Genomic DNA, 18,720 nt, shown 5'->3' on the forward strand with positions numbered 1-18,720 from the left:
ACCGCCTACCAACCCACCGAACACCGCGCCCTACAACGCCTACTCACCCAACACCCCACCACCGGTTGACACAGGGCACTCCCGCCGAGGTCGCTTCGCTCCACGTGCGTAATTGGTTGCGCTCCAACCCCTCAGTGGTAGCCCCGGGCGGTATCCGCGCCCGGGAAGCCGCTCCTGCCTACCGCTGTGCTGGGGAGTGGTGGGCGGGAGCCTGGGCTTCTCAGTGGGAGACGGCGATCAGGACGGCGCCGCTCAGCGGGAGGGCGGCGCCGACCAGAAAGACGAACGGCAGGAAACGCCGGTGGATCGACAGGAACGCGCCCACCACCGCCGCCACACTGCTCAGCCCGAGCAGGACGAGCACCGGCACGTAAAAGCCGGGCACACCGCCGAGCACCGAGACGAAGGCGCGCAGCCCGACGCCGACCCCGATGAGGCCGAGCGCCGACGCGTAGAGCGACATCCCGAGCACGCGCCGAGTGCCGGGCGCTGGATCGTCCGCGGCGGGGAAGCGGAAGAGCAGGTCGCGGTCATCCGGACCGGTGGCGGCGACATCACCCTCCCAGCCGAAGGGCACCACTGCGGTGGGTGAATCCAGCTCGGTTGTCATACGTCTCCGTAAGGTTAGTTGCCTCACGGTGTGCAACGAGCGAGCCTCACGAAGCGTCACGCATTTTACAGAGACCGAGGTCACGGCCGTTGTGATGTACGTTGTCGATTTGGCGACAAATCGATCAGACGTTAACCCGGCGCGCTGGTCCAGGCGTACGCTTCGCAGCGTGATTGACTGGTCTCTGATTATCACCACGGACCGGTCGAGCGGGGCGTGGGCGACGGGGCGTGACTCAGGGGAATCCGCATGCGACTGACCGTTCTCGGCTGTGCCGGCAGTTTTCCCGGCCCCGAATCGGCCTGTTCCGCCTATCTCCTGGAAGCCCAGGGCTTCCGGCTGCTCCTTGATTTCGGCTCGGGATCACTGTCCGCTTTGCAGCGCTACGCCGGGCTCGACGCGGTCGACGCGATTCTCCTCACTCACCTGCATTGTGATCACATGTCGGATGCCTGCGATTATGTCGTCGTTCGGCGCTACAACCCGCAGGGACCGCTGCCCAAGCTTCCGGTGTACGCCCCCCTGGGCGCGGCCGAGCGCATCGCCGCCGCCTACAGCCCCGACGCCGAGCCGGTCGACGACGTCTACAACTTCTTCCGGCTCGAACCCGGCACCTTCCCGATCGGTCCGTTCACCGTCACCGTGGACCGTGTCAACCACCCCATCGAGACCTACGGCGTCCGCATCGAGCAGGGCGGACGCGTCCTGGCCTACTCGGCCGACACCGCACCCTGCGATGCCCTGCTGCGCCTGGCCCAGGGCGCCGACGTGTTCCTCTGTGAAGCAAGCTACCTGGATGGTGTGGACAATCCACCCGACATTCACCTGACCGGGGGTGAAGCGGGGGAGGCGGCGACCAAGGCGGACGTCGGACGACTTCTCTTGACCCATTTGGTACCGGCATGGGTCAGTGAGGCATCTACAGTGGATGCGGCGGTCGCGGCCTACGCCGGTCCCGTTGAGGTGGTTCGGCCCGGCAGCCGCTACGATCTCTGAGCCCCCCGAGCCTGTCCCCCCTTGGAGTGCACTGGCATGCGCATCGTCCGGTTGGCCAACTTCGTCTCGGCACGATCCGGTGGTCTCCGCACAGCACTGCGTTACCTGGGTGAAGGCTACGAGCGTGCCGGCCACGAGCCGATCCTGATCATTCCCGGGCGCCGGGCCTCCGACGAGATGACCGAGCAGGGCCGGGTGATCACGCTCCCCGGCACCGTGCTGCCGCGTACCGGCGGTCACCGCGTGCTCGCCGGCCGTCGCGAGCTCACCCGCCTGCTCGAAGACCTCGAACCCGACCGCATCGAGGTGTCCGACCGTTCCACTCTTCGCTGGACCGGCAAGTGGGCCCGTGAGCGGGGCATCGGCTCGATGATGGTCTCGCACGAGAGCCTGGCCGGCCTGCTCGGCGTCTGGGGCATGCCCGCCCGCGAGGTGCTGGCCGACCGGCTCAACCGCGCCACCGCCGAGATGTACGACCAGATCGTCTGCACCACGGCCTTCGCCGCCGCCGAGTTCCGCCGGCTCGGCGTGCCCAACCTGGTCGAGGTCCCGCTCGGCGTCGACCTGCGCGTCTTCCAGCCCGGCGCGGCCGACCCGATGGTCCGCGCCCGGTACGCCCGCCCCGACGAGACACTGGTCGTCTACTGCAGCCGCCTCTCCGCCGACAAACGCCCCGAGCTCGCCGTCGACACCATCGCCGCCCTGCGCGGCTCCAAGGAGAACGCGGTCTTGGCCGTCGCCGGTGACGGTTCCCGCCGGGCGGCGCTGGCCTACCGCGCGGCCCGGCTGCCGGTCCGCTTCGCCGGCCACGTGAGCGACCGCTCCGACGTGGCGGCCCTGCTGGCCAGCGCCGACGTGCTGGTCGCGCCCGGCCCGGTGGAGACCTTCGGGCTGGCCGCCCTGGAGGCGCTGGCCTGCGGCACGCCCGTGGTGGTCAATCAGGCGAGCGCGTTGCCCGAGGTGGTGGGCGAGGCGGGCGTCGCGGCGCCGGGTACGCCCGAGGGCTTCGCCGAGGGCGTACGCCGTCTGATGGAACGCCCCGAGAACGAACGCCGCGCCGCCGCCCGGGCCCGCGCCGAGCTCTTCGGCTGGCCGCAGGCGGTCGAGGGCTTCCTGCGAGCCCACGGCGTCGAGCCCCCGGCCATCGCCCGCCAGTCCCGGGTGACGGCGTCACTCCGCCCGGCCACCCCCGTCGGCGCCATATCCTCGGTCTGGGCATCCCGCGGCTGACCCCGAGCCGCCCAGCGAAACCTCGCGCTGCCTTGCGCGACCTCGCCCAGCCTTGCGCTGACCGGTGCGGCCTCGCGCCGCCTCGCGTTGACCGGCCCGACCTCGCCCTGCCTCGTGCTGACCGGCCCGACCTCGCCCTGCCCTTCGCGCCCGACTTCGTCAGCCTGGCGCCCCGTGGCTGAGCCGGCCGGCCGGTCCTCGCGCTGCCCTTCGGCGCCCGATTTCGGCGGAGTCCCGGCCTCTACGTGGGCCCCGACCGGGGTTCCGCCGAATCGCCTCCAACGCGGGGGCCCGGACGGAGCCGGCGCTCAGCGTTGCGCATAGGGTGACGGGCATGGCACGTCCCGACGGCCGCGAGGCCGGCCAACTGCGTCCCGTCACTCTGACCCGCCGGTGGAGCATCCACCCCGAGGGGTCGGTGCTCGTGGAGTTCGGCAACACCCGGGTGCTGTGCACCGCCTCGGTGACCGAGGGGGTTCCGCGCTGGCGCAAGGGCTCCGGGCTGGGCTGGGTCACGGCGGAATACGCGATGCTGCCCCGCGCCACCAACACCCGCGGCGATCGGGAAAGCGTCAAAGGCAAGGTCGGCGGGCGTACCCAGGAAATCTCCCGGCTGATCGGGCGCAGCCTGCGTGCCTGCATCGACCTCAAGGCGCTGGGCGAGAACTCGGTCGTGCTCGACTGCGACGTGCTCCAGGCCGACGGCGGCACCCGCACCGCGGCGATCACCGGTGCCTACGTCGCGCTGCACGACGCGGTGACCTGGCTGTCCGGCCGCAAGTCGCTGTCCGGCAAGGTGGAGAACGTCATGCATCGGTCGGTCCAGGCGGTCAGCGTCGGCATCATCGACGGCGAGGCCAGGACCGATCTGATGTACGAGGAGGACGTCGCCGCCGAGGTCGACATGAACATCGTCTGCACCGGCGACGGCGACTTCGTCGAGGTCCAGGGCACCGGCGAGGCCAACGTGTTCCGCCGCGACCAGCTCGACGCCCTGCTCGACCTCGGGGTGGCCGGCTGCGCCGAGCTCGCTCTGGCCCAGCAGAAGGCGCTGGCCTCATGAGCAAGCTGCTGCTGGCCACGGCCAACCAGAAGAAGCTCCTCGAACTCCAGCGCATCCTCGACGCGGCGCTCGGCACGTCCCGGGTCACCCTGGTCGGCCTGGGCGACTTCGAGGGCTATCCCGACGTACCCGAAACGGGTTTGACCTTCGGCGAGAACGCCCTGATCAAGGCCCGCGAGGGCGCCAAACGCACCGGCCTGCCCACGGTCGCCGACGACTCCGGCATCGCGATCGACGCGCTGAACGGTATGCCCGGCGTCTTCAGCGCCCGCTGGTCCGGCGGCCACGGCGACGACGACGCCAATCTCGACCTGGTCCTGGCCCAGATCAGCGACGTCCCCGACGAGCACCGCGGCGGTGCCTTCGTCTGCGCGGCCGCCCTGGTCCTGCCCAACGGCCGCGAACACCTCGTCGAGGGCCGCCAGCCCGGCCGCCTCCTGCGCGCCCGCCGAGGCACCGGCGGCTTCGGCTACGACCCGATCTTCCTGGGCGACGGCCAGGACCGCACCAACGCCGAGTTGACCCCCGCCGAGAAAGACGCCATCAGCCACCGAGGCAAGGCCTTCCGTGAACTGGCCAAGGTCGTAGCCCGCGAACTCCGCTAACCCCACCCACCCGCGCCCCGGCACCTTCCGCCCGGGGGCACCGACCCGCACGCGGGCACCGACCCCGCACGGGGGCACCGACCCCGCACGGGGGTGCCGCGCCGCACGGGGTGCCGCCCCGCCCGGGGGTGCCGACCCCGCACGCGGGCACCCACCCCGGGTGAGCACCCCACCCCGCAGGGGCACCGACCGCGGGCGGCCATCATCCCGCGGGGCCATCCACACCGTCGGCGCGTGCGGCTCAACCTTTCGCCGTGCCCTCACCTCGTGCGCGCGTCCCGCTTGCCACGTCCCGCTCGGACAGTGGTAGTCCCGCGCGGTATCAGTGGCCCGGACGCCGCTCTGACCTATCACCATCGAGGACAGTGGTGGGCGTGGCCGCCGGGACACCGCGCTGGGCTACCCCTGGCCGGCTGAGCCGCGACGGCGCGCTGAGACGCCGGCGAGGGTGAGCGGGCAGCCCCGCCGCCTGGCCACCCGGACATGACTCCACGCCCAGGGTGAGCGGCCCCGGGGCGCGGAGTGCCCGAAGGGTGACCACTTACGCACGTGGAGCGAAGCGACCTCGGCGGGAGCGACGGTCAGCACCACCCACCCACCTACGACATCCAGCCTTTGACCTTCCCAGGCCCCTTTGCTCTGCGCACCAATAGTCGCCTCGCGAACCCGCAGGTCAGCGCCGTGACGTCAGCAAGCTGATCGAGCCGACACGCAATCCCCAGCTCAGCAGGGGGCGACTCCTGGTGCGCAGAGCAAACGACTCCCGGGTTCGTGCCGGGGTGGGGAGACGGCGGTGGGTGGGGCGGTGTGCGGGGGCCAGGATTGGCGGCACACGGGGGGAACGGAGGACAGCGTGGAGAGCATCGTGCGGGCGGTTGGTGTGCTGGCGGCCGGGGTGGCCATCGGCGTGCAGGTGGGGGGCGCGGTGCTGGCCCGGCCGGCGGCGGCGACGGGTCCGGACTGCGGAGGGGGCAGTGCCGGGTTCGTCGCCGTCGCTTCGGAGCAGCGTGGGCTGGAGCGGATGGCTGTCGGTGGGGAGCGGGCGCGAATTTCGCTGGAGTTTGTCAAGGTTAGCGAGGGGATCTACGGGTTCGCGAGGATTGGTGGGGGGACGCGGCGGGCGGATCAAGTTTGGCTGGACTGGAGCAGCACGGGTGGGGACGGCTGGGCACGGTGCGGGCCGTTCCGGGTGACGGGGGCGGGGGAGGCGGCGGCCAGTGCGGGGTGGGTGGCCACCGATGAACCGGAGCGCGTGATGCGGGCCTGTGGGCGGGTGGACGACGTGGTGCGGTGCACGGACTGGTATTAGGCCAGGGGGCCGATTGCCGACTCGATCGTGGTGCGGAGGCGGCGGTCGGCGATGACGGCTCGGGCCTGGTCCAGGATGGGGGCGAGGAAGCGGTCGGGGCCGGGCTCGCCGGCGAAAGGGGACACGGCGGCCAGAGCGGCGCGGCCGGCGGGGGACGGGGCCAGGGGGGCGCGGAGCTGGATGCCGCGTACGCCGGACAGCAGCTCGACGGCGAGCAGGCTGGTCAGGTTGTCGAGGACGGTGCGCAGCTTTTTGGTGGCGGACCAGCCCATCGAGACGTGGTCCTCCTGCATGCCGCTGGTGGGCAGGCTGTCGACCGAGGCGGGGGCGGCCAGGCGGCGGTTCTCGGCGACTATGCCGGCCGCCGTGTATTGGGCGATCATCAGGCCCGAGTTGACGCCGGCGTCGGGGGACAGGAACGGCGGCAGGTCGCGGTTGCGGGTGACGTCGAGGAGGCGGTCGACGCGGCGTTCGGCTATCGCGCCGACCTCGGCGGCGGCGATGGCCAGGAAGTCGGCGGCGAAGCCGAGGGGGGCGCCGTGGAAGTTGCCGGTGGACTCGACGCGGCCGTCGCGCAGGACGACCGGGTTGTCGACGACGGAGATCAGCTCGCGGGCGGCGGTCTGCTGGGCGAAGGCCAGGGTGTCGCGGGCGGCGCCGGCCACCTGGGGGGCGCAGCGCATCGAGTAGGCGTCCTGCACGGCGTGGGCCAGGTCGTCGCGATGCGAGTCCATGATGGACGAGTTCTGGAGCAGGCGGTGGATGTTGGCCGCGGACGCGGACTGGCCGGGGTGCGGGCGGATCTCGTGCAGTTCGGGGAGGAACGGGCGTTCGGAGCCGAGCATCGCCTCGATGGAGAGGGCGGCGGTCACGTCGGCCATGGTGAACAGATGCGCGGCGTCGTCGATGGCGAGCAGCAGCATGCCGAGCATGCCGTCGGTGCCGTTGATCAGGGCGAGGCCCTCCTTGGCGGCGAGCGACAGGGGTGAGAGGCCGGCGGCGTGCAGGGCGTCGGAGGCGGCCATCCGGGCGCCGTCCTTGCCCAGGACCCAGCCCTCGCCCAGCAGCACCAGGGCGCAATGGGCGAGCGGCGCCAGGTCACCGGAGGCGCCCAGCGAGCCGTGTTCCGGCACCCACGGCGTGATGTCGGCGTTGAGCAGGTCGACCAGGCCGTGGGCGAGGGCGGGGCGTACGCCGGACAGGCCCAGGGCCAGCGACCGCACCCGCAGCAGCATCATCGCCCGCACCACCTCGCGCGGCATCGGGGCGCCCACACCGGCGGCGTGCGAGCGGATCAGCGCGTGTTGCAACTCGGCCCGCCGCTCGGGCGCGATGAACGTGTTGGCCAGCGCTCCGAACCCGGTCGACACGCCGTAGACGGGTTTGCCCGATGCCTCGATGCCGTCGACGATCGCGCGGCTGGCGGCCATCGCGGCCACTGTCTCGCCGGCGATCTCGACTGGGGTGCGGCCGCGGGCCACGGCGAGGACGTCGGCGGTGGTGACGCCGGTGGGTGTGACGATGACGGTCATAGCGGAACTCCGTGCTGCAGAACGGTTTTCACCAGCGGGACGCCGGGCCGGTAGGCCAGGTGCAGGTAGGACGGGGCGTCCAGGACGACCAGGTCGGCCCGGGCGCCGACGCGCAAGTGTCCGATGTCGGTGCGGCGCAGGGCCGCGGCGCCGCCTTCGGTTGCCGCGCGCAGGGCTTCGGCGGGGGTGAGGTTCATGTCGCGTACGGCCACCGCGATGCAGAACGCCATCGACGAGGTGTACGAGGAACCGGGGTTGCAGTCGGTGGCCAGGGCCACGGTGGCGCCGGCGTCGAGGAGCCGTCGCGCGTCGGGGTAGGGGGAGCGGGTGGAGAACTCGGCCCCGGGCAGCAGTGTGGCGACCGTGCCGCCGCCGGCCAGCGCGTCGACGTCGGCATCGTCCAGGTGTGTGCAGTGGTCGGCGCTGGCCGCGTTCAGTTCCACGGCGATCTGTACGCCCGGCCCGTGCTGAAGCTGGTTGGCGTGGATTCGCGGCATCAGACCGGCCTTGACGCCCGCGGCGAGGATCGTCCGTGCCTGCTCGCCGGTGAACGCGCCCTTGTCGCAGAACACGTCGATCCATCGGGCGTGCGGTGCGGCGGCGGCCAGCATTTCCCCGGTGACCAGTGCGACGTAGTCGTCCGGGTCGCCGCCGGGGACCTTGTGCGCGCCCAGGAAGGTGGTCTCGTCGCTCAGTTCGGCGGCGATGCGCAGGCTGCGGGCCTCGTCGGCGACGCTCAGGCCGTACCCACTCTTGATCTCGATGGTGGTCGTGCCCTGCCGCCGCGCCTCGTCGACCAGGCGGCGGGCGTTGGCGCGAAGGGTGTCGTCGGTCGCGGCGCGGGTCGCGGCCACGGTGGTCATGATGCCGCCACCGGTGTACGGGCGCCCGCCCATCCGCGCGGCGAACTCGGCGGCCCGGTCCCCGGCGAACACCAGGTGGGCGTGGCTGTCGACGAAGCCGGGGATGACCGCCGCGCCGCCGGCGTCGATCCGCGCGTCGGCGGCGGGCGCCCGGCCGGCGGCGCCGATCCACGTGACCCGCCCGTCCTCGGCGACCAGGGCGGCTCCGGTGCGCGGGGACGTGTGGTCGACGGTCAGCTCGCCGATGTTGTCGATGACGATGCTGCTCATGTCCGGCTCCGCCGCGCGGCCGTGGTCGCCTCGTGCAGGGCCCGGGCCACGTCGAAGCCGGTGTGTCTGCGGTCGTCGACGATGAGCCGTCCGTCGGCCACCACCTGGGTGACGTCGGCGGCGGTGGCGGCCAGCACGGCCTGGGCCGGGTCGGTGCCGGCCGTGCGCACCGAGTCGAGCGCGATCGTCACCAGGTCGCCGCGGCGTCCGGGCTCGATGACACCGGCGTCGTCCCAGCCGATGGCGGCGTGGTTGGTCATGGCCGCGATCAGCTCGGCGGTGGTGAAGTGGCCGCGTTCCTCGGAGGCCAGCCGCTCGTCCATCTCCAGGGCCCGCGCCTCCTCGAGCAGGTCGATGACGGCGTGGCTGTCGCTGCCGAGGGACAGCCCGGTGAGGCGGCGGGCCGGGCCGATCCCGTCGGCCAGGTCCCGTTCGGTGGTCGGGCAGAAGCAGACACCGGTGCCCTGGAGCGTCTCGATGTCGCTGTCGGTGAGATGCGTGGCGTGCACGGCGGTGGTGGCGGGACCGAGGAAACCGGTGCGCTGCAACAGTTCGGTCGGTGTGCAGCCGTGGGTGGCCCGGCATTGTTCGTTTTCGGCGCGCTGTTCGGAGAGGTGGATGTGCAGGGGGCTGCGACCGGCCAGGGCGGCCAGTTCGGCCGGCGGCACGGCCCGCACCGAGTGGGCGGCGGCGCCGATGCGTACGTGGGGCAACGGTTTCGCCGCGGCCACGCGTTCGGCCCAGGCGTCGAAACCGCCGTCGCTGAACCGGCGCTGCACGCCCTCGGGCGGGCGACCGTCCACACCGGACGTGAGATAGAGCGTGTCGAGCAGGGTGAGCCGGATGCCGGCGTCGGCGGCCGCCGCCATCAAGGCCTCGCCCATCGCGTTGGGGTCGTTGTAGCGGGCGCCGTCGGGGGCGTGGTGCAGGTAGTGGAACTCGCCGACCGCGGTGACGCCGGCCAGTGCCATCTCGCCGTAGACGGCCCGGGCCAGCCGGTAGTAGGAGTCCGGGTCGAGGGCGGCGGCGACCTCGTACATCCGGTCCCGCCAGGTCCAGAAGCTGCCCCGGCCGGTGTGGGTCCGCCCGCGCAGGGCCCGGTGGAAGGCGTGCGAGTGCGCGTTGGCGAACCCGGGCAGCACCAGGCCGCGCAGCGGGATCGCGGTGCGCTGGACCGAACCGGGCGTCACGGCGGTGATCCGGCCGTCCTCGATGTCGATCAGCACGTCCCGTGCGACGGCGCCGCCGACGAAGGCGTGGTCCGCGAGAAACCTCATGCCGACGTCAACTCCAGCAGTACCGTGGCCAACGCGTCGACGCCGGCCTCGCAGTCGGCGTCGGTGGCGTGCTCGGCCGGGGAGTGCGACACCCCGGTCGGGTTGCGGACGAACAGCATCGCGGTCGGCGCGTGCGCGGAGAGCACCCCGGCGTCGTGGCCGGCGCCGGTCGGAAGGATCGGTGCCTGGCCGAGCAGCGCGGAGAGGCGTTGGGCGAGCGTGGTGTCGAACGCGACCTCTCCCGTGACCGACTCGGGTTCCACCGACACCTCGGTGCCGTCCCGGCCGGCCCGATCGGTGGCCCGCTTGACTATCGCGTCGACCAGACCGTCCAGCGTGGACCCGTCGGCCGCGCGGGCGTCGAGCCAGCCGCGGACCAGGGACGGGATCGCGTTGGTGGCGTTGGGTTCCACGGCCACCCGGCCCATGGTGGCGTGGGCGCCGGCCAGGCGGGCCTCCTTGTTGGCGGCGAGCACGGTGTACGCGTACGTCAGCATCGGGTCGCGCCGGTCGGCCATGCGGGTGGTGCCGGCGTGGTCGGCGTCGCCCCGGAAGTCGAAGCGCCACCGGCCGTGCGGCCAGATCGCGCTGGCCACGCCGACCGGGACGTCGAGTGCGCGGCCCTGCTCGATGTGCAGCTCGACGACGGCCCGCACGTTCGTCAGGTCGTGCCGGCCGGTCGGCGCGTATCCCAGCGCGTCCCGGAACGAGATGCCGTCGCGGTCGCACAGGGCGGCCGCCCGGGCCGGGTCGATCGCCCCGGTCAGCAGCCGCGAACCCAGGCACGGCAGGCCGAAACGGCCGCCCTCCTCCTCGCCGAACGCTGCCACGGCCACGTTGCGGCGGGCGGGCAGCCGGTCGACGGCGAGGAAGGCGGACACGATGCCGAGCGGCCCGTCGTAGCCGCCGCCGTAGGGCACCGAGTCGAAGTGCGATCCGGTCAGCACCACGCCGTCGGCCCACGGTTCGCCCCGCCACGCGAACAGGTTCCCGTTGCCGTCCTCGGTGACGGTCATGTCCCGGCGGTCGGCCTGGTTGCGGAACCAGTCGCGCAGCACCAGCTCCGGTTCGGTGAACGTGAGGCGCTGGTAGCCGCGGTCGGTCCGGCCGATCGGCGCGATCTCGGCCCACAGGTCGGCGAAGGTCACGACGGCCGCCGCATCGGAACTGTCACGTGCGCGGCCGCCGCCGACTCGTAGCCGGCGTCCACGTGCCGCAGTACCCCGGTGGCCGGGTCGTTGGTCAGCACCCGTTCGATTTTCTGCCCGGCCAGCTCGGTGCCGTCGGCCACGCAGACCTGACCGGCGTGGATCGAGCGGCCGATGCCCACCCCGCCGCCGTGGTGAATGGACACCCAGGACGCGCCGCTGGCCGTGTTGACCAGGGCGTTGAGCAGTGGCCAGTCGGCGATCGCGTCGGAGCCGTCGGCCATCGCCTCGGTTTCCCGGTAGGGCGAGGCGACCGATCCCGAGTCGAGGTGGTCGCGGCCGATCACGATCGGGGCGGACACCTCGCCGCCGGCCACCAGCTCGTTGAACTTGACGCCGGCGCGGTCGCGTTCGCCGTACCCGAGCCAGCAGATCCGTGCCGGAAGCCCCTGGAAGGCGACGCGTTCGCCGGCCATCCGGATCCACCGTGCGAGGGGTTCGTTGTCCGGGAAGAGGTCGAGCACGGCCCGGTCGGTCCGTGCGATGTCGGCCGGGTCGCCGGACAGCGCGGCCCACCGGAAGGGGCCTTTGCCTTCGGCGAACAGCGGCCGGATGTACGCCGGGACGAAGCCGGGGAACGCGAACGCCCGTTCGTAGCCGCCGAGCTGGGCCTCTCCGCGGATGGAGTTGCCGTAGTCGAACACCTCGGCGCCGCGGTCGAGGAACCCGACCATGGCCTCGACGTGCCGGGCCATGCTCTCCCGGGCCCGTTCGGTGTACTCGTCGGGTTTGAGATCGGAGACGTCGTCGCCGAGCGGCACGTAGCTCAGCGGGTCGTGGGCGCTGGTCTGGTCGGTGACGATGTCGATCTCGACGCCGCGCCGGAGCAGCTCGGGAAAGACCGCGGCGGCGTTGCCCACGACACCGATCGACCTGGGAGTTCTGTCCCTTTTGCAGGCCAGGGCGGCGGACACCGCCTGATCGAGATCGTCGGCGATCTCATCCAGGTAGCGCGTGTCGAGGCGGCGCTGCAGACGAGTGCGATCCACGTCGACGATCAGGCCGACGCCGCCGTTCATGGTGACCGCCAGCGGCTGCGCGCCGCCCATCCCGCCGCAGCCCGCGGTCAGCGTCAGCGTGCCGGCCAGGCTGCCGCCGAACCGCTTGGCCGCCACGGCCGAGAACGTCTCGTAGGTGCCCTGCAGGATTCCCTGGGTGCCGATGTAGATCCACGAGCCGGCGGTCATCTGGCCGTACATGGTCAGGCCGAGCTGCTCCAGGCGGCGGAACTCGGGCCAGGTGGCCCAGTCGCCGACCAGGTTGGAGTTCGCGATCAGGACCCGAGGGGCCCATTCGTGGGTACGCAGAACGCCGACCGGCCGCCCCGACTGCACCAGCAGGGTCTCGTCGTCCCGCAGGGTGTCGAGCTCGCGGACGATCGCGTGGAAGCTGGGCCAGTCGCGTGCGGCGCGGCCCGTCCCGCCGTACACGACCAGGTCCTCGGGCCGTTCCGCCACGTCCGGGTCGAGGTTGTTCATGAGCATGCGCTTGGCCGCCTCCTGTGGCCAGCCGAGTGCCGTACGCGTCGTACCCCTCTGCGCCCTGATCTCCATGCCCTACCCCTCGAAGATGTGCCGCCGCGCGGCCGTCGCCTCGAACTCTTCCAACCGGCGCTGCGCCACCTCGGGCGCCGCGTCGCACATCGCCTGCAGCACCACCATGGCCATCGTCATCGGCCCGGTGTGCAGGTCGAACACCAGATCGCTGCCCACCGCGGCCGGCAGCACCACGTCGGCGACCTCGGCCACCGGCGCCACCTCGGAGTCGGTGATCGCCACCACGGCCAGGCCGGCCTCCCGGACCGCGGCCAGCACCTCCCGCGGATAGCGCGGCAGCACCATCGCCAGCATGGCCGTCGCCCCGGCCGCGCGGGCCTGATCGAGCCGATCGAGCAGTTCGGTGCCGCCGGTGTCGAGCACTCGCACGTCCGGGTGCACCTTCGCCGCGAAGTACCCGAAGTAACCGGCCAGCGGGGCGGCGGCGCGCAATCCGAGGACCGGCAGCGGCCGGCTGCGCACGAGCAGTCCCGCGGCCGTACGCACGGCGTCGAGGTCGTGGAGCCGGTCCCGTAGCCGCTCCAGCCGTTCCGCCTCGGCCGACACCGCGCGCTGGATCTCGTTGCTCTCGCCCGCCGGCCGCGCGTCCTGGACGAGCCCGCGTAACTCGCGGCGCAGCGCCGGATAGCCCGGGTAGCCCAGGGCCATCGCGAACCGGGTCACCGAGGGCTGGCTGACGCCGGCCAGGTCGGCCACTTCGGCCGCGGACAGGTACGCCGCCGTCCCGGCGTGTTGCACCAGGCTGTGCGCGATGCGCCGCTGCGTCGGCGTGAGCCGGGCCCCGTGAAACAGGTCCCCCACCCTGACGGCAGTTTCATTCACCCGCCCAGGGTATGCATAGGAACTTTCAGAACGCCAGGGGTGCCGCAAACTCCGGCGAGCGGGCGTCTAGGGGGCATGCAGTCACGACTGAGATGGATGGTGCCGTTCGCGGCACTTCTGCTTACGGCCGGGATCGCGCCGGTCGGCGAGGTGCGAGCCATGGCCGCCGGCGCTGGCACCGGTCCGGCCGATCCCGCCCGGACCACCACCCTGATCACCGGCGACGCGGTGACCCTCACGCCGGGCGGCCGGGTCAGCGTGGCGCCCGGGCCGGGCCGGGCCAAGGTCACGATGCTCACCAGCACCACCGCCGACGGTCACACGTCGGTCATCCCCGAGGACGCGCTCCCCGCGCTGCGTCAGGGCCGCCTCGACCGGCGGCTGTTCGACGTGACCGGGCTGCTGGCCGCCGGCTACGACGACCGCCGCCCGGACCTGCCGCTCATCGCCGGCGCCGGCACCCCCGCCATCGGCGTCCAGACTCGCGCGCTGGGCAGCATCAAGGCGTCGGCCGTACGCGCGCCCAAGCGTGCGCTCGGCGCCACGTGGAAGAGCCTCGGCCCGGGCGGCGGCAAGGTCTGGCTGGACGCCGTCGGGCACTTCACCGCGGCCGAAGGGGTGCAGCAGATCGGCGCGCCGACCGCCTGGGAGCAGGGGCTGACCGGCACCGGCGTCACCGTCGGGGTCATCGACTCCGGCGTCGACGGCAGCCATCCCGACTTGTCCGGCGTGCTCGCGGCGCAACGTGACTTCTCGCCGCTGGCCGACGGGCAGCCGCCCACCGACGAGAACGTCAAGGACACCGACGGACACGGCACCCACGTCGCGTCCATCCTGGCCGGTAGCGGTGCCGCGCAGGCCGGCCGGTACCGGGGCGTGGCACCGGGCGTCCGCCTGGTCTCGGCCAAGGTCGGCGACTGGGAGATCGCCGAGTCGGCGGTGATCGCGGCCATGGAGTGGACGGCCGCGACACAGCACGCCGACGTCGTGAACATGAGTCTCGGGTTCCCGGACTCCGCCGGCACCGATCCGATGGAGGCGGCCCTGGCCGACCTGACCCGGCGGTACGGGACGCTCTTCGTGGTCGCCGCGGGCAACGACGGCAACAACGGCAACGACCCGGACAACGGCAACGACTACGACATCGGCTCGCCGGCCGGCACACCGGAGGCGCTGACCGTGGGCGCGGTCGACCACGATGACAAGCCGGCCGCGTTCTCCAGCCGCGGCCCGGGCCTCGGGGATCTCGTGAAACCCGATGTCACGGCGCCCGGGGTCGACGTGACCAGCGCGGTCGGTCACGACTCGTTCGAGTACCGGGGCAACGAGTACAGCACCGGCTACGGGACGTCGTTCGCGGCGCCGCACGTGGCCGGGGCGGCGGCGATCCTCGCCCAGGCGCACCCGGACTGGACCCCGGCCATGCTCAAGGCCGGGCTGATGGGCGGCGCCCGGCCGGCGGCCGGCGTCTCGGTCTACGCGCAGGGCGCGGGCCGGGTGGACGTGCCGCGGGCGCTGGCCGGTCCGGTGCTGACCGAGCCGGCCAGTGTCAGCCTCACCGAGGCCGGCACCCGCACGATCACCTATCGCAACACCGGGACGTCGGCCGTCACCCTCGATCTGAGCGTGCGCGCCGATCGTGGACCGGCGGGGACGTTCACCGTCAGCCCGTCCCGGCTGACCGTGAAGGCCGGCGCCGCCGCCACGGCGACGCTGACGGTGACCACTCCGGACGGAGCCCCCAGCGGCGCGTACTCGGCCCGGATCGAGGCGAAGGCCGGGTCGCGTCAGGTCGGTACGCCCGTCGGGCTGATCCGGGCGGCCGAGAAGCACGACCTGACGATCACCCAGCTCGACGCGACCGGTACGCCGTCCGAGGACTACTACACCAAGGTCATCGGGCTGGATGTGCCGTACCTGTTCGACTCGACCGGTGCCTATCCGTGGCCGTCCACCTACACCCTGTCCGTGCCGCGCGGGCGGTACGCGATCCTCACCCGGATGGGCTCCACGGTCGACGGCCAGTACACCGGCGCGGTGCTGGTGAACCCCGGCCTGACCGTCGACCGGGACCTGTCGGTGACGTTGGACGGGCGGATCGCCCAGCCGGTCGAGATGTCCGTGCCCCGGGCCGGCGCGGTCCGTGAGCAGGGTGCCCTCGACATCGGCATCCGCACCGCCAAGGGCTGGTACTCGGAGAGCATGTACCTCGGCGGCGCGGTCGCGACCCGGACGGCGGCCCTGGGGGCGAAACCGGACGCGGCCGGCTTCGTGACCCGGTTGCGGGGGGCGTTCGACGACGGCGGCGAGCGGACCAGCGCGTACGCGTACCAGGTCGGCTGGGTCATGCCCGGTGAGTTCCCGACCGGGTTCTCGGGCACGGTCGCCGAGAGCGAGCTGGCCGTCGAGCGGGTGAGTGCGCGACCGCAGTTGCCGGTGGAGTCCGCCTACGCCGAGTTCCAGGCGAACCTGACGACGCCGGGATATCCGCTGACCACGATCAGCACCGGCACCAAACTGCCGGCCGAGGTGCGTTACAGCGCCGGCACCTGGGCGTCGCAGGTGGCCGAGTACTCCGACCAGGGCTACGTGTGGACGGTCGGCCGTCCGGTGCGGTACCGGGCCGGTGGCACGTACACCTCGCGGTGGAACGACCCGGTGATCGCCCCTTGCCTGCCCACCGGGTCCGAGGTGAGCTGGCGCGACGACCTGCTGTCGGTGCGGGTGCCGATGGCCTGCGACGCGGCCGGTCACGCCGGCACGACCGACCCCGCCGCCGGTTCGACGACCCTGTTCCGCGACGGCGCGGCGGTGGCGACCGCCGGGTCGGCCGGCCATGCCCTGTTCAACCTGAAGCCGGCGCGGGGCGGCACCTATCGCCTGAACGCGACGGCCGATCGCGGGGCCGGCTTCGCCACCTCGGTCCGTACGTCGGTCGACTGGACGTTCGCCGATCCGGCGGTGCTGCCGGGGCTGCGGACCGTCCGGATGACGCCGGCCGGTCAGTCGCTGAAGCTGGCCACGGCCGGGGACACCGACAAGGTCACCCTGGACGTCTCGTTCGACGACGGCGCGACGTGGCGGGCGGTCGAGGTGCGCCGGACCGGTGCCGGTGGCTACGCGGCCGGCGTGCCCGGCCACGGACCGGTGTCGCTGCGGGTCACGGCCACCGGTGGCGGCTCGTCGGTCACCGAGACCGTGATCCGGGCGTACGAGCTCCCGTGATCAGGACCGGAACTCGGTGGAGATCTCGGTGGCGTACTTCTGCCAGAGCGGCGTCATGGTCTCGGCGTTCACCGGTTGACCGGACTCGACCATCTTCTTCAGGTCGCGGAAGTACTGCACGTACAGGTCGGGTGTGAAGGTGGAGAGGATGACCGCCGGCACGTCGCCGATGTTGGCGAAGGTGTGCGGTGCGCCCGGCGGGACGAGAACCCACGTGCCCGGGCTGGCGTCGTAGTCGTCGTGGCCGACGGTGAAGCGCACCCGGCCGGCAAGGATGTAGAAACCCTCGTCGTGCTGGGCGTGGCGGTGCTGGATGGGGCCCGGCAGGTTCGGCGCGAGGGTGATCTCGCAGAGGCCGAGGCGGTGTTCGGTGTTGTCGCCGCTCTCGAGGACGCGGATCTGGGACGGGCCGTTGGTGATGAGTTCACCTTCGCCGGGGCTGACGATCGAGACCTTGGCCATGGCGGAGCCTCCTGGTAACGTCGTGGATCGCGCGACGTTGATGTCGCGCCGTGACATAAGAGTAGCACTGATGTCGCGGCGTGACATCATCGGAAATCGGTTGGACGGCTCGGAGCCGGAGCCGATAGGTTGCGCCTGCTCGTGACGACGGCTCAGGAGGTGAGACCCATGAACGATGTATCGAAGTGGGTGCTCCCTTTCCCCGTCACGGCTGGGCGATCGAGGTAGTCGTCGCCGGGAGCGCCGCGGCACTCCTGAGAGGCAACCTCGTTGTACGACTTTGATGTGATCATCGCCGGGTGCGGGCCGACCGGTGCGATGCTGGCCGCCGAGTTGCGGCTGCACGACGTCCGCGTGCTCGTCCTGGAACAGGAAACCGAACCGCCGTCGTACGCCCGCATCGTCGGCCTGCACATGCGCAGTCTCGAGATCCTGGCCATGCGCGGGCTGCTGGAGGGCGTCCGCGCCCACGGACGACAGCGCCCGGCCGCCGGCTTCTTCGCCGGCATCGACAAACCGGTGCCCGAGGGCCTGGACTCCCCGTACGCCTATCTGCTCGGAATTCCGCAGCCGGTGGTCGTTCGCCTGCTCGAAGAACACGCGACCGGCCTCGGCGCGCTGGTCCGGCGCGGCACGGCGGTGGCCGGCCTGGCCCAGGACGACGACGGCGTGACAGTCGAGCTGGCCGGCGGGGAAAGGCTGCGTACACGCCATCTCGTGGGTTGTGACGGCGCCCGGAGCACGGTGCGCAAGCTGCTCGGCGTCAACTTCCCGGGCGAGCCCGCCCGGACCGAGACGCTGATGGGCGAGCTGGCGTCGGATGTGCCGGCCGAGCAGATCATGGCGACGGTGGCCGAGATCCGCGCGACCGAGAAGCGATTGATGGTCAGCCCGGTCGGCGCCGGCGTCTATCGCGTCATCGTCCCGGCCGGCGAGGTCACCGATCGGGCCGAACCGCCGACCGTCGAGGACTTCCGGCAAAAGCTGCGCGCCGTCGCCGGAACCGACTTCGGCGTGCACTCACCGCGCTGGCTGTCTCGCTTCGGGGACGCCACCCGGCTCGCCGACCGCTACCGGGTCGGGCGGGTGCTGCTGGCCGGCGACGCCGCCCACATCCACCCTCCGACCGGCGGGCAGGGCCTCAACCTGGGCCTACAGGACGCGTTCAACCTGGGCTGGAAACTGGCCGCGCGGGTCCGCGGCTGGGCCCCCGGCGACCTGGTCGACACCTATCAGGCCGAACGGCACCCGGTCGCCGCGGACGTGCTGGACAACACCCGCGCCCAGATGGAGCTGTACGCCGACGGGGCCGGCCCGCGGGCCGTACGCAAGCTGCTGACCGAACTGATGGACCTCAACGAGGTGAACCGCCGCCTGATCGAGAAGATCGCCGCGATCGACATCCGGTACGACCTCGGCGCCGGCCCCGACCTGCTGGGCCGGCGCATGCCCGACATCGAGCTCGGTCAGGGCCACCTCTACGAGCGGCTGCACCGCGGCTGCGGCCTGCTGCTCGACCGCACCGCGGGCCTGACCTCCGGCGCCTGGTCGGACCGGGTCGACCAGGTCGCGGATCCCGCCGCGGCCCTGGACGTCCCGGCCGTCCTGCTCCGGCCCGACGGTCACGTGGCCTGGATCGGCGACGACCAGCGGGACCTGGAGATCAGCCTGGCCCGCTGGTTCGGCTGATCC

The 18,720-nt window shown here is 72.3% G+C and carries 15 protein-coding genes; 7 read left to right on the forward strand and 8 right to left on the reverse strand.

What is annotated here, in order from left to right; genetic code table 11:
• Window positions 1-220: 220 nt before the first annotated feature.
• Window positions 221-610, reverse strand: coding sequence for a hypothetical protein (locus ACGFIO_RS34260; protein WP_392832892.1), 390 nt, complete (start codon window positions 608-610; stop codon window positions 221-223).
• A gap of 249 nt (window positions 611-859) precedes the next feature.
• On the opposite strand from ACGFIO_RS34260, the gene ACGFIO_RS34265 reads away from it, so the two are divergent.
• The 5 genes from ACGFIO_RS34265 to ACGFIO_RS34285 all read left to right on the forward strand — a co-directional run bounded on the left by ACGFIO_RS34265 (window position 860) and on the right by ACGFIO_RS34285 (window position 5,813).
• Entirely contained in the window at window positions 860-1,606 is a 747-nt protein-coding gene (locus ACGFIO_RS34265) for an MBL fold metallo-hydrolase (RefSeq protein ID WP_392832893.1), read from the forward strand.
• A 36-nt stretch (window positions 1,607-1,642) separates the two neighbouring features.
• On the forward strand, window positions 1,643-2,836 hold the full coding sequence (locus ACGFIO_RS34270) for a glycosyltransferase (protein ID WP_392832895.1): 1,194 nt from the start codon (window positions 1,643-1,645) through the stop codon (window positions 2,834-2,836).
• Window positions 2,837-3,170: 334 nt separating this feature from the next.
• Window positions 3,171-3,899 (forward strand): ribonuclease PH, encoded by a 729-nt coding sequence (gene rph, locus ACGFIO_RS34275; RefSeq protein WP_392832898.1) that lies wholly within the window; start codon window positions 3,171-3,173, stop codon window positions 3,897-3,899.
• Window positions 3,896-4,504, forward strand: a complete 609-nt coding sequence (gene rdgB, locus ACGFIO_RS34280; protein ID WP_392832901.1) for an RdgB/HAM1 family non-canonical purine NTP pyrophosphatase — start codon at window positions 3,896-3,898, stop codon at window positions 4,502-4,504. Before rph ends, rdgB begins: the two co-directional genes overlap by 4 nt.
• A gap of 853 nt (window positions 4,505-5,357) precedes the next feature.
• Window positions 5,358-5,813, forward strand: coding sequence for a hypothetical protein (locus tag ACGFIO_RS34285; protein WP_392832903.1), 456 nt, complete (start codon window positions 5,358-5,360; stop codon window positions 5,811-5,813).
• Here ACGFIO_RS34285 and hutH read toward each other — a convergent pair.
• Genes hutH through ACGFIO_RS34315 form a run of 6 tightly spaced genes read right to left on the reverse strand, consistent with a single transcriptional unit; the run spans window position 5,810 to window position 13,341 of the window.
• Window positions 5,810-7,345: a histidine ammonia-lyase gene (gene hutH, locus ACGFIO_RS34290; protein WP_392832904.1), complete on the reverse strand. Its 1,536-nt coding sequence runs from the start codon at window positions 7,343-7,345 to the stop codon at window positions 5,810-5,812. The genes ACGFIO_RS34285 and hutH overlap by 4 nt on opposite strands.
• Window positions 7,342-8,478, reverse strand: coding sequence for an imidazolonepropionase (gene hutI, locus ACGFIO_RS34295; protein WP_392832905.1), 1,137 nt, complete (start codon window positions 8,476-8,478; stop codon window positions 7,342-7,344). The genes hutH and hutI overlap by 4 nt, the downstream gene beginning before the upstream one ends.
• The gene (locus ACGFIO_RS34300) at window positions 8,475-9,755 is read right to left on the reverse strand and encodes a formimidoylglutamate deiminase (RefSeq protein ID WP_392832907.1); all 1,281 of its coding nucleotides are present in this window, start codon (window positions 9,753-9,755) and stop codon (window positions 8,475-8,477) included. Before ACGFIO_RS34300 ends, hutI begins: the two co-directional genes overlap by 4 nt.
• Window positions 9,752-10,903, reverse strand: coding sequence for an allantoate amidohydrolase (locus ACGFIO_RS34305; protein ID WP_392832909.1), 1,152 nt, complete (start codon window positions 10,901-10,903; stop codon window positions 9,752-9,754). The genes ACGFIO_RS34300 and ACGFIO_RS34305 overlap by 4 nt, the downstream gene beginning before the upstream one ends.
• Complete coding sequence (hutU, locus tag ACGFIO_RS34310; protein ID WP_392832912.1) at window positions 10,900-12,516, reverse strand: urocanate hydratase; 1,617 nt, start codon at window positions 12,514-12,516, stop codon at window positions 10,900-10,902. Before hutU ends, ACGFIO_RS34305 begins: the two co-directional genes overlap by 4 nt.
• Before the next feature lie 3 nt (window positions 12,517-12,519).
• Window positions 12,520-13,341 (reverse strand): MurR/RpiR family transcriptional regulator, encoded by an 822-nt coding sequence (locus ACGFIO_RS34315; RefSeq protein ID WP_392832915.1) that lies wholly within the window; start codon window positions 13,339-13,341, stop codon window positions 12,520-12,522.
• Between the two features lie 159 nt (window positions 13,342-13,500).
• Here ACGFIO_RS34315 and ACGFIO_RS34320 point away from each other — a divergent pair, with 159 nt between their 5' ends.
• The gene (locus tag ACGFIO_RS34320; protein ID WP_392832917.1) at window positions 13,501-16,566 is read left to right on the forward strand and encodes a S8 family serine peptidase; all 3,066 of its coding nucleotides are present in this window, start codon (window positions 13,501-13,503) and stop codon (window positions 16,564-16,566) included.
• Here ACGFIO_RS34320 and ACGFIO_RS34325 read toward each other — a convergent pair whose 3' ends face one another.
• Window positions 16,567-17,028: a cupin domain-containing protein gene (locus tag ACGFIO_RS34325; RefSeq protein ID WP_392832920.1), complete on the reverse strand. Its 462-nt coding sequence runs from the start codon at window positions 17,026-17,028 to the stop codon at window positions 16,567-16,569.
• Between the two features lie 285 nt (window positions 17,029-17,313).
• Between ACGFIO_RS34325 and ACGFIO_RS34330 the strand changes: the two genes are divergently transcribed.
• Window positions 17,314-18,717: an FAD-dependent monooxygenase gene (locus ACGFIO_RS34330; RefSeq protein ID WP_392832923.1), complete on the forward strand. Its 1,404-nt coding sequence runs from the start codon at window positions 17,314-17,316 to the stop codon at window positions 18,715-18,717.
• The last annotated feature ends 3 nt before the right edge of the window (window positions 18,718-18,720 follow it).

This window comes from Actinoplanes sp. NPDC049265 (assembly GCF_043197135.1).
In the GTDB taxonomy this organism is placed as follows: Bacteria; Actinomycetota; Actinomycetes; order Mycobacteriales; family Micromonosporaceae; genus Actinoplanes.

Coding starts and splice junctions, on each gene's coding strand:
- ACGFIO_RS34260 (WP_392832892.1), bottom strand. CDS start 610: ATGACAACCGAGCTGGATTCACCCACCGCAGTGGTGCCCTTCGGCTGG.
- ACGFIO_RS34265 (WP_392832893.1), top strand. CDS start 860: ATGCGACTGACCGTTCTCGGCTGTGCCGGCAGTTTTCCCGGCCCCGAA.
- ACGFIO_RS34270 (WP_392832895.1), top strand. CDS start 1,643: ATGCGCATCGTCCGGTTGGCCAACTTCGTCTCGGCACGATCCGGTGGT.
- rph (WP_392832898.1), top strand. CDS start 3,171: ATGGCACGTCCCGACGGCCGCGAGGCCGGCCAACTGCGTCCCGTCACT.
- rdgB (WP_392832901.1), top strand. CDS start 3,896: ATGAGCAAGCTGCTGCTGGCCACGGCCAACCAGAAGAAGCTCCTCGAA.
- hutH (WP_392832904.1), bottom strand. CDS start 7,345: ATGACCGTCATCGTCACACCCACCGGCGTCACCACCGCCGACGTCCTC.
- hutI (WP_392832905.1), bottom strand. CDS start 8,478: ATGAGCAGCATCGTCATCGACAACATCGGCGAGCTGACCGTCGACCAC.
- ACGFIO_RS34300 (WP_392832907.1), bottom strand. CDS start 9,755: ATGAGGTTTCTCGCGGACCACGCCTTCGTCGGCGGCGCCGTCGCACGG.
- hutU (WP_392832912.1), bottom strand. CDS start 12,516: ATGGAGATCAGGGCGCAGAGGGGTACGACGCGTACGGCACTCGGCTGG.
- ACGFIO_RS34320 (WP_392832917.1), top strand. CDS start 13,501: ATGGCCGCCGGCGCTGGCACCGGTCCGGCCGATCCCGCCCGGACCACC.
- ACGFIO_RS34325 (WP_392832920.1), bottom strand. CDS start 17,028: ATGGCCAAGGTCTCGATCGTCAGCCCCGGCGAAGGTGAACTCATCACC.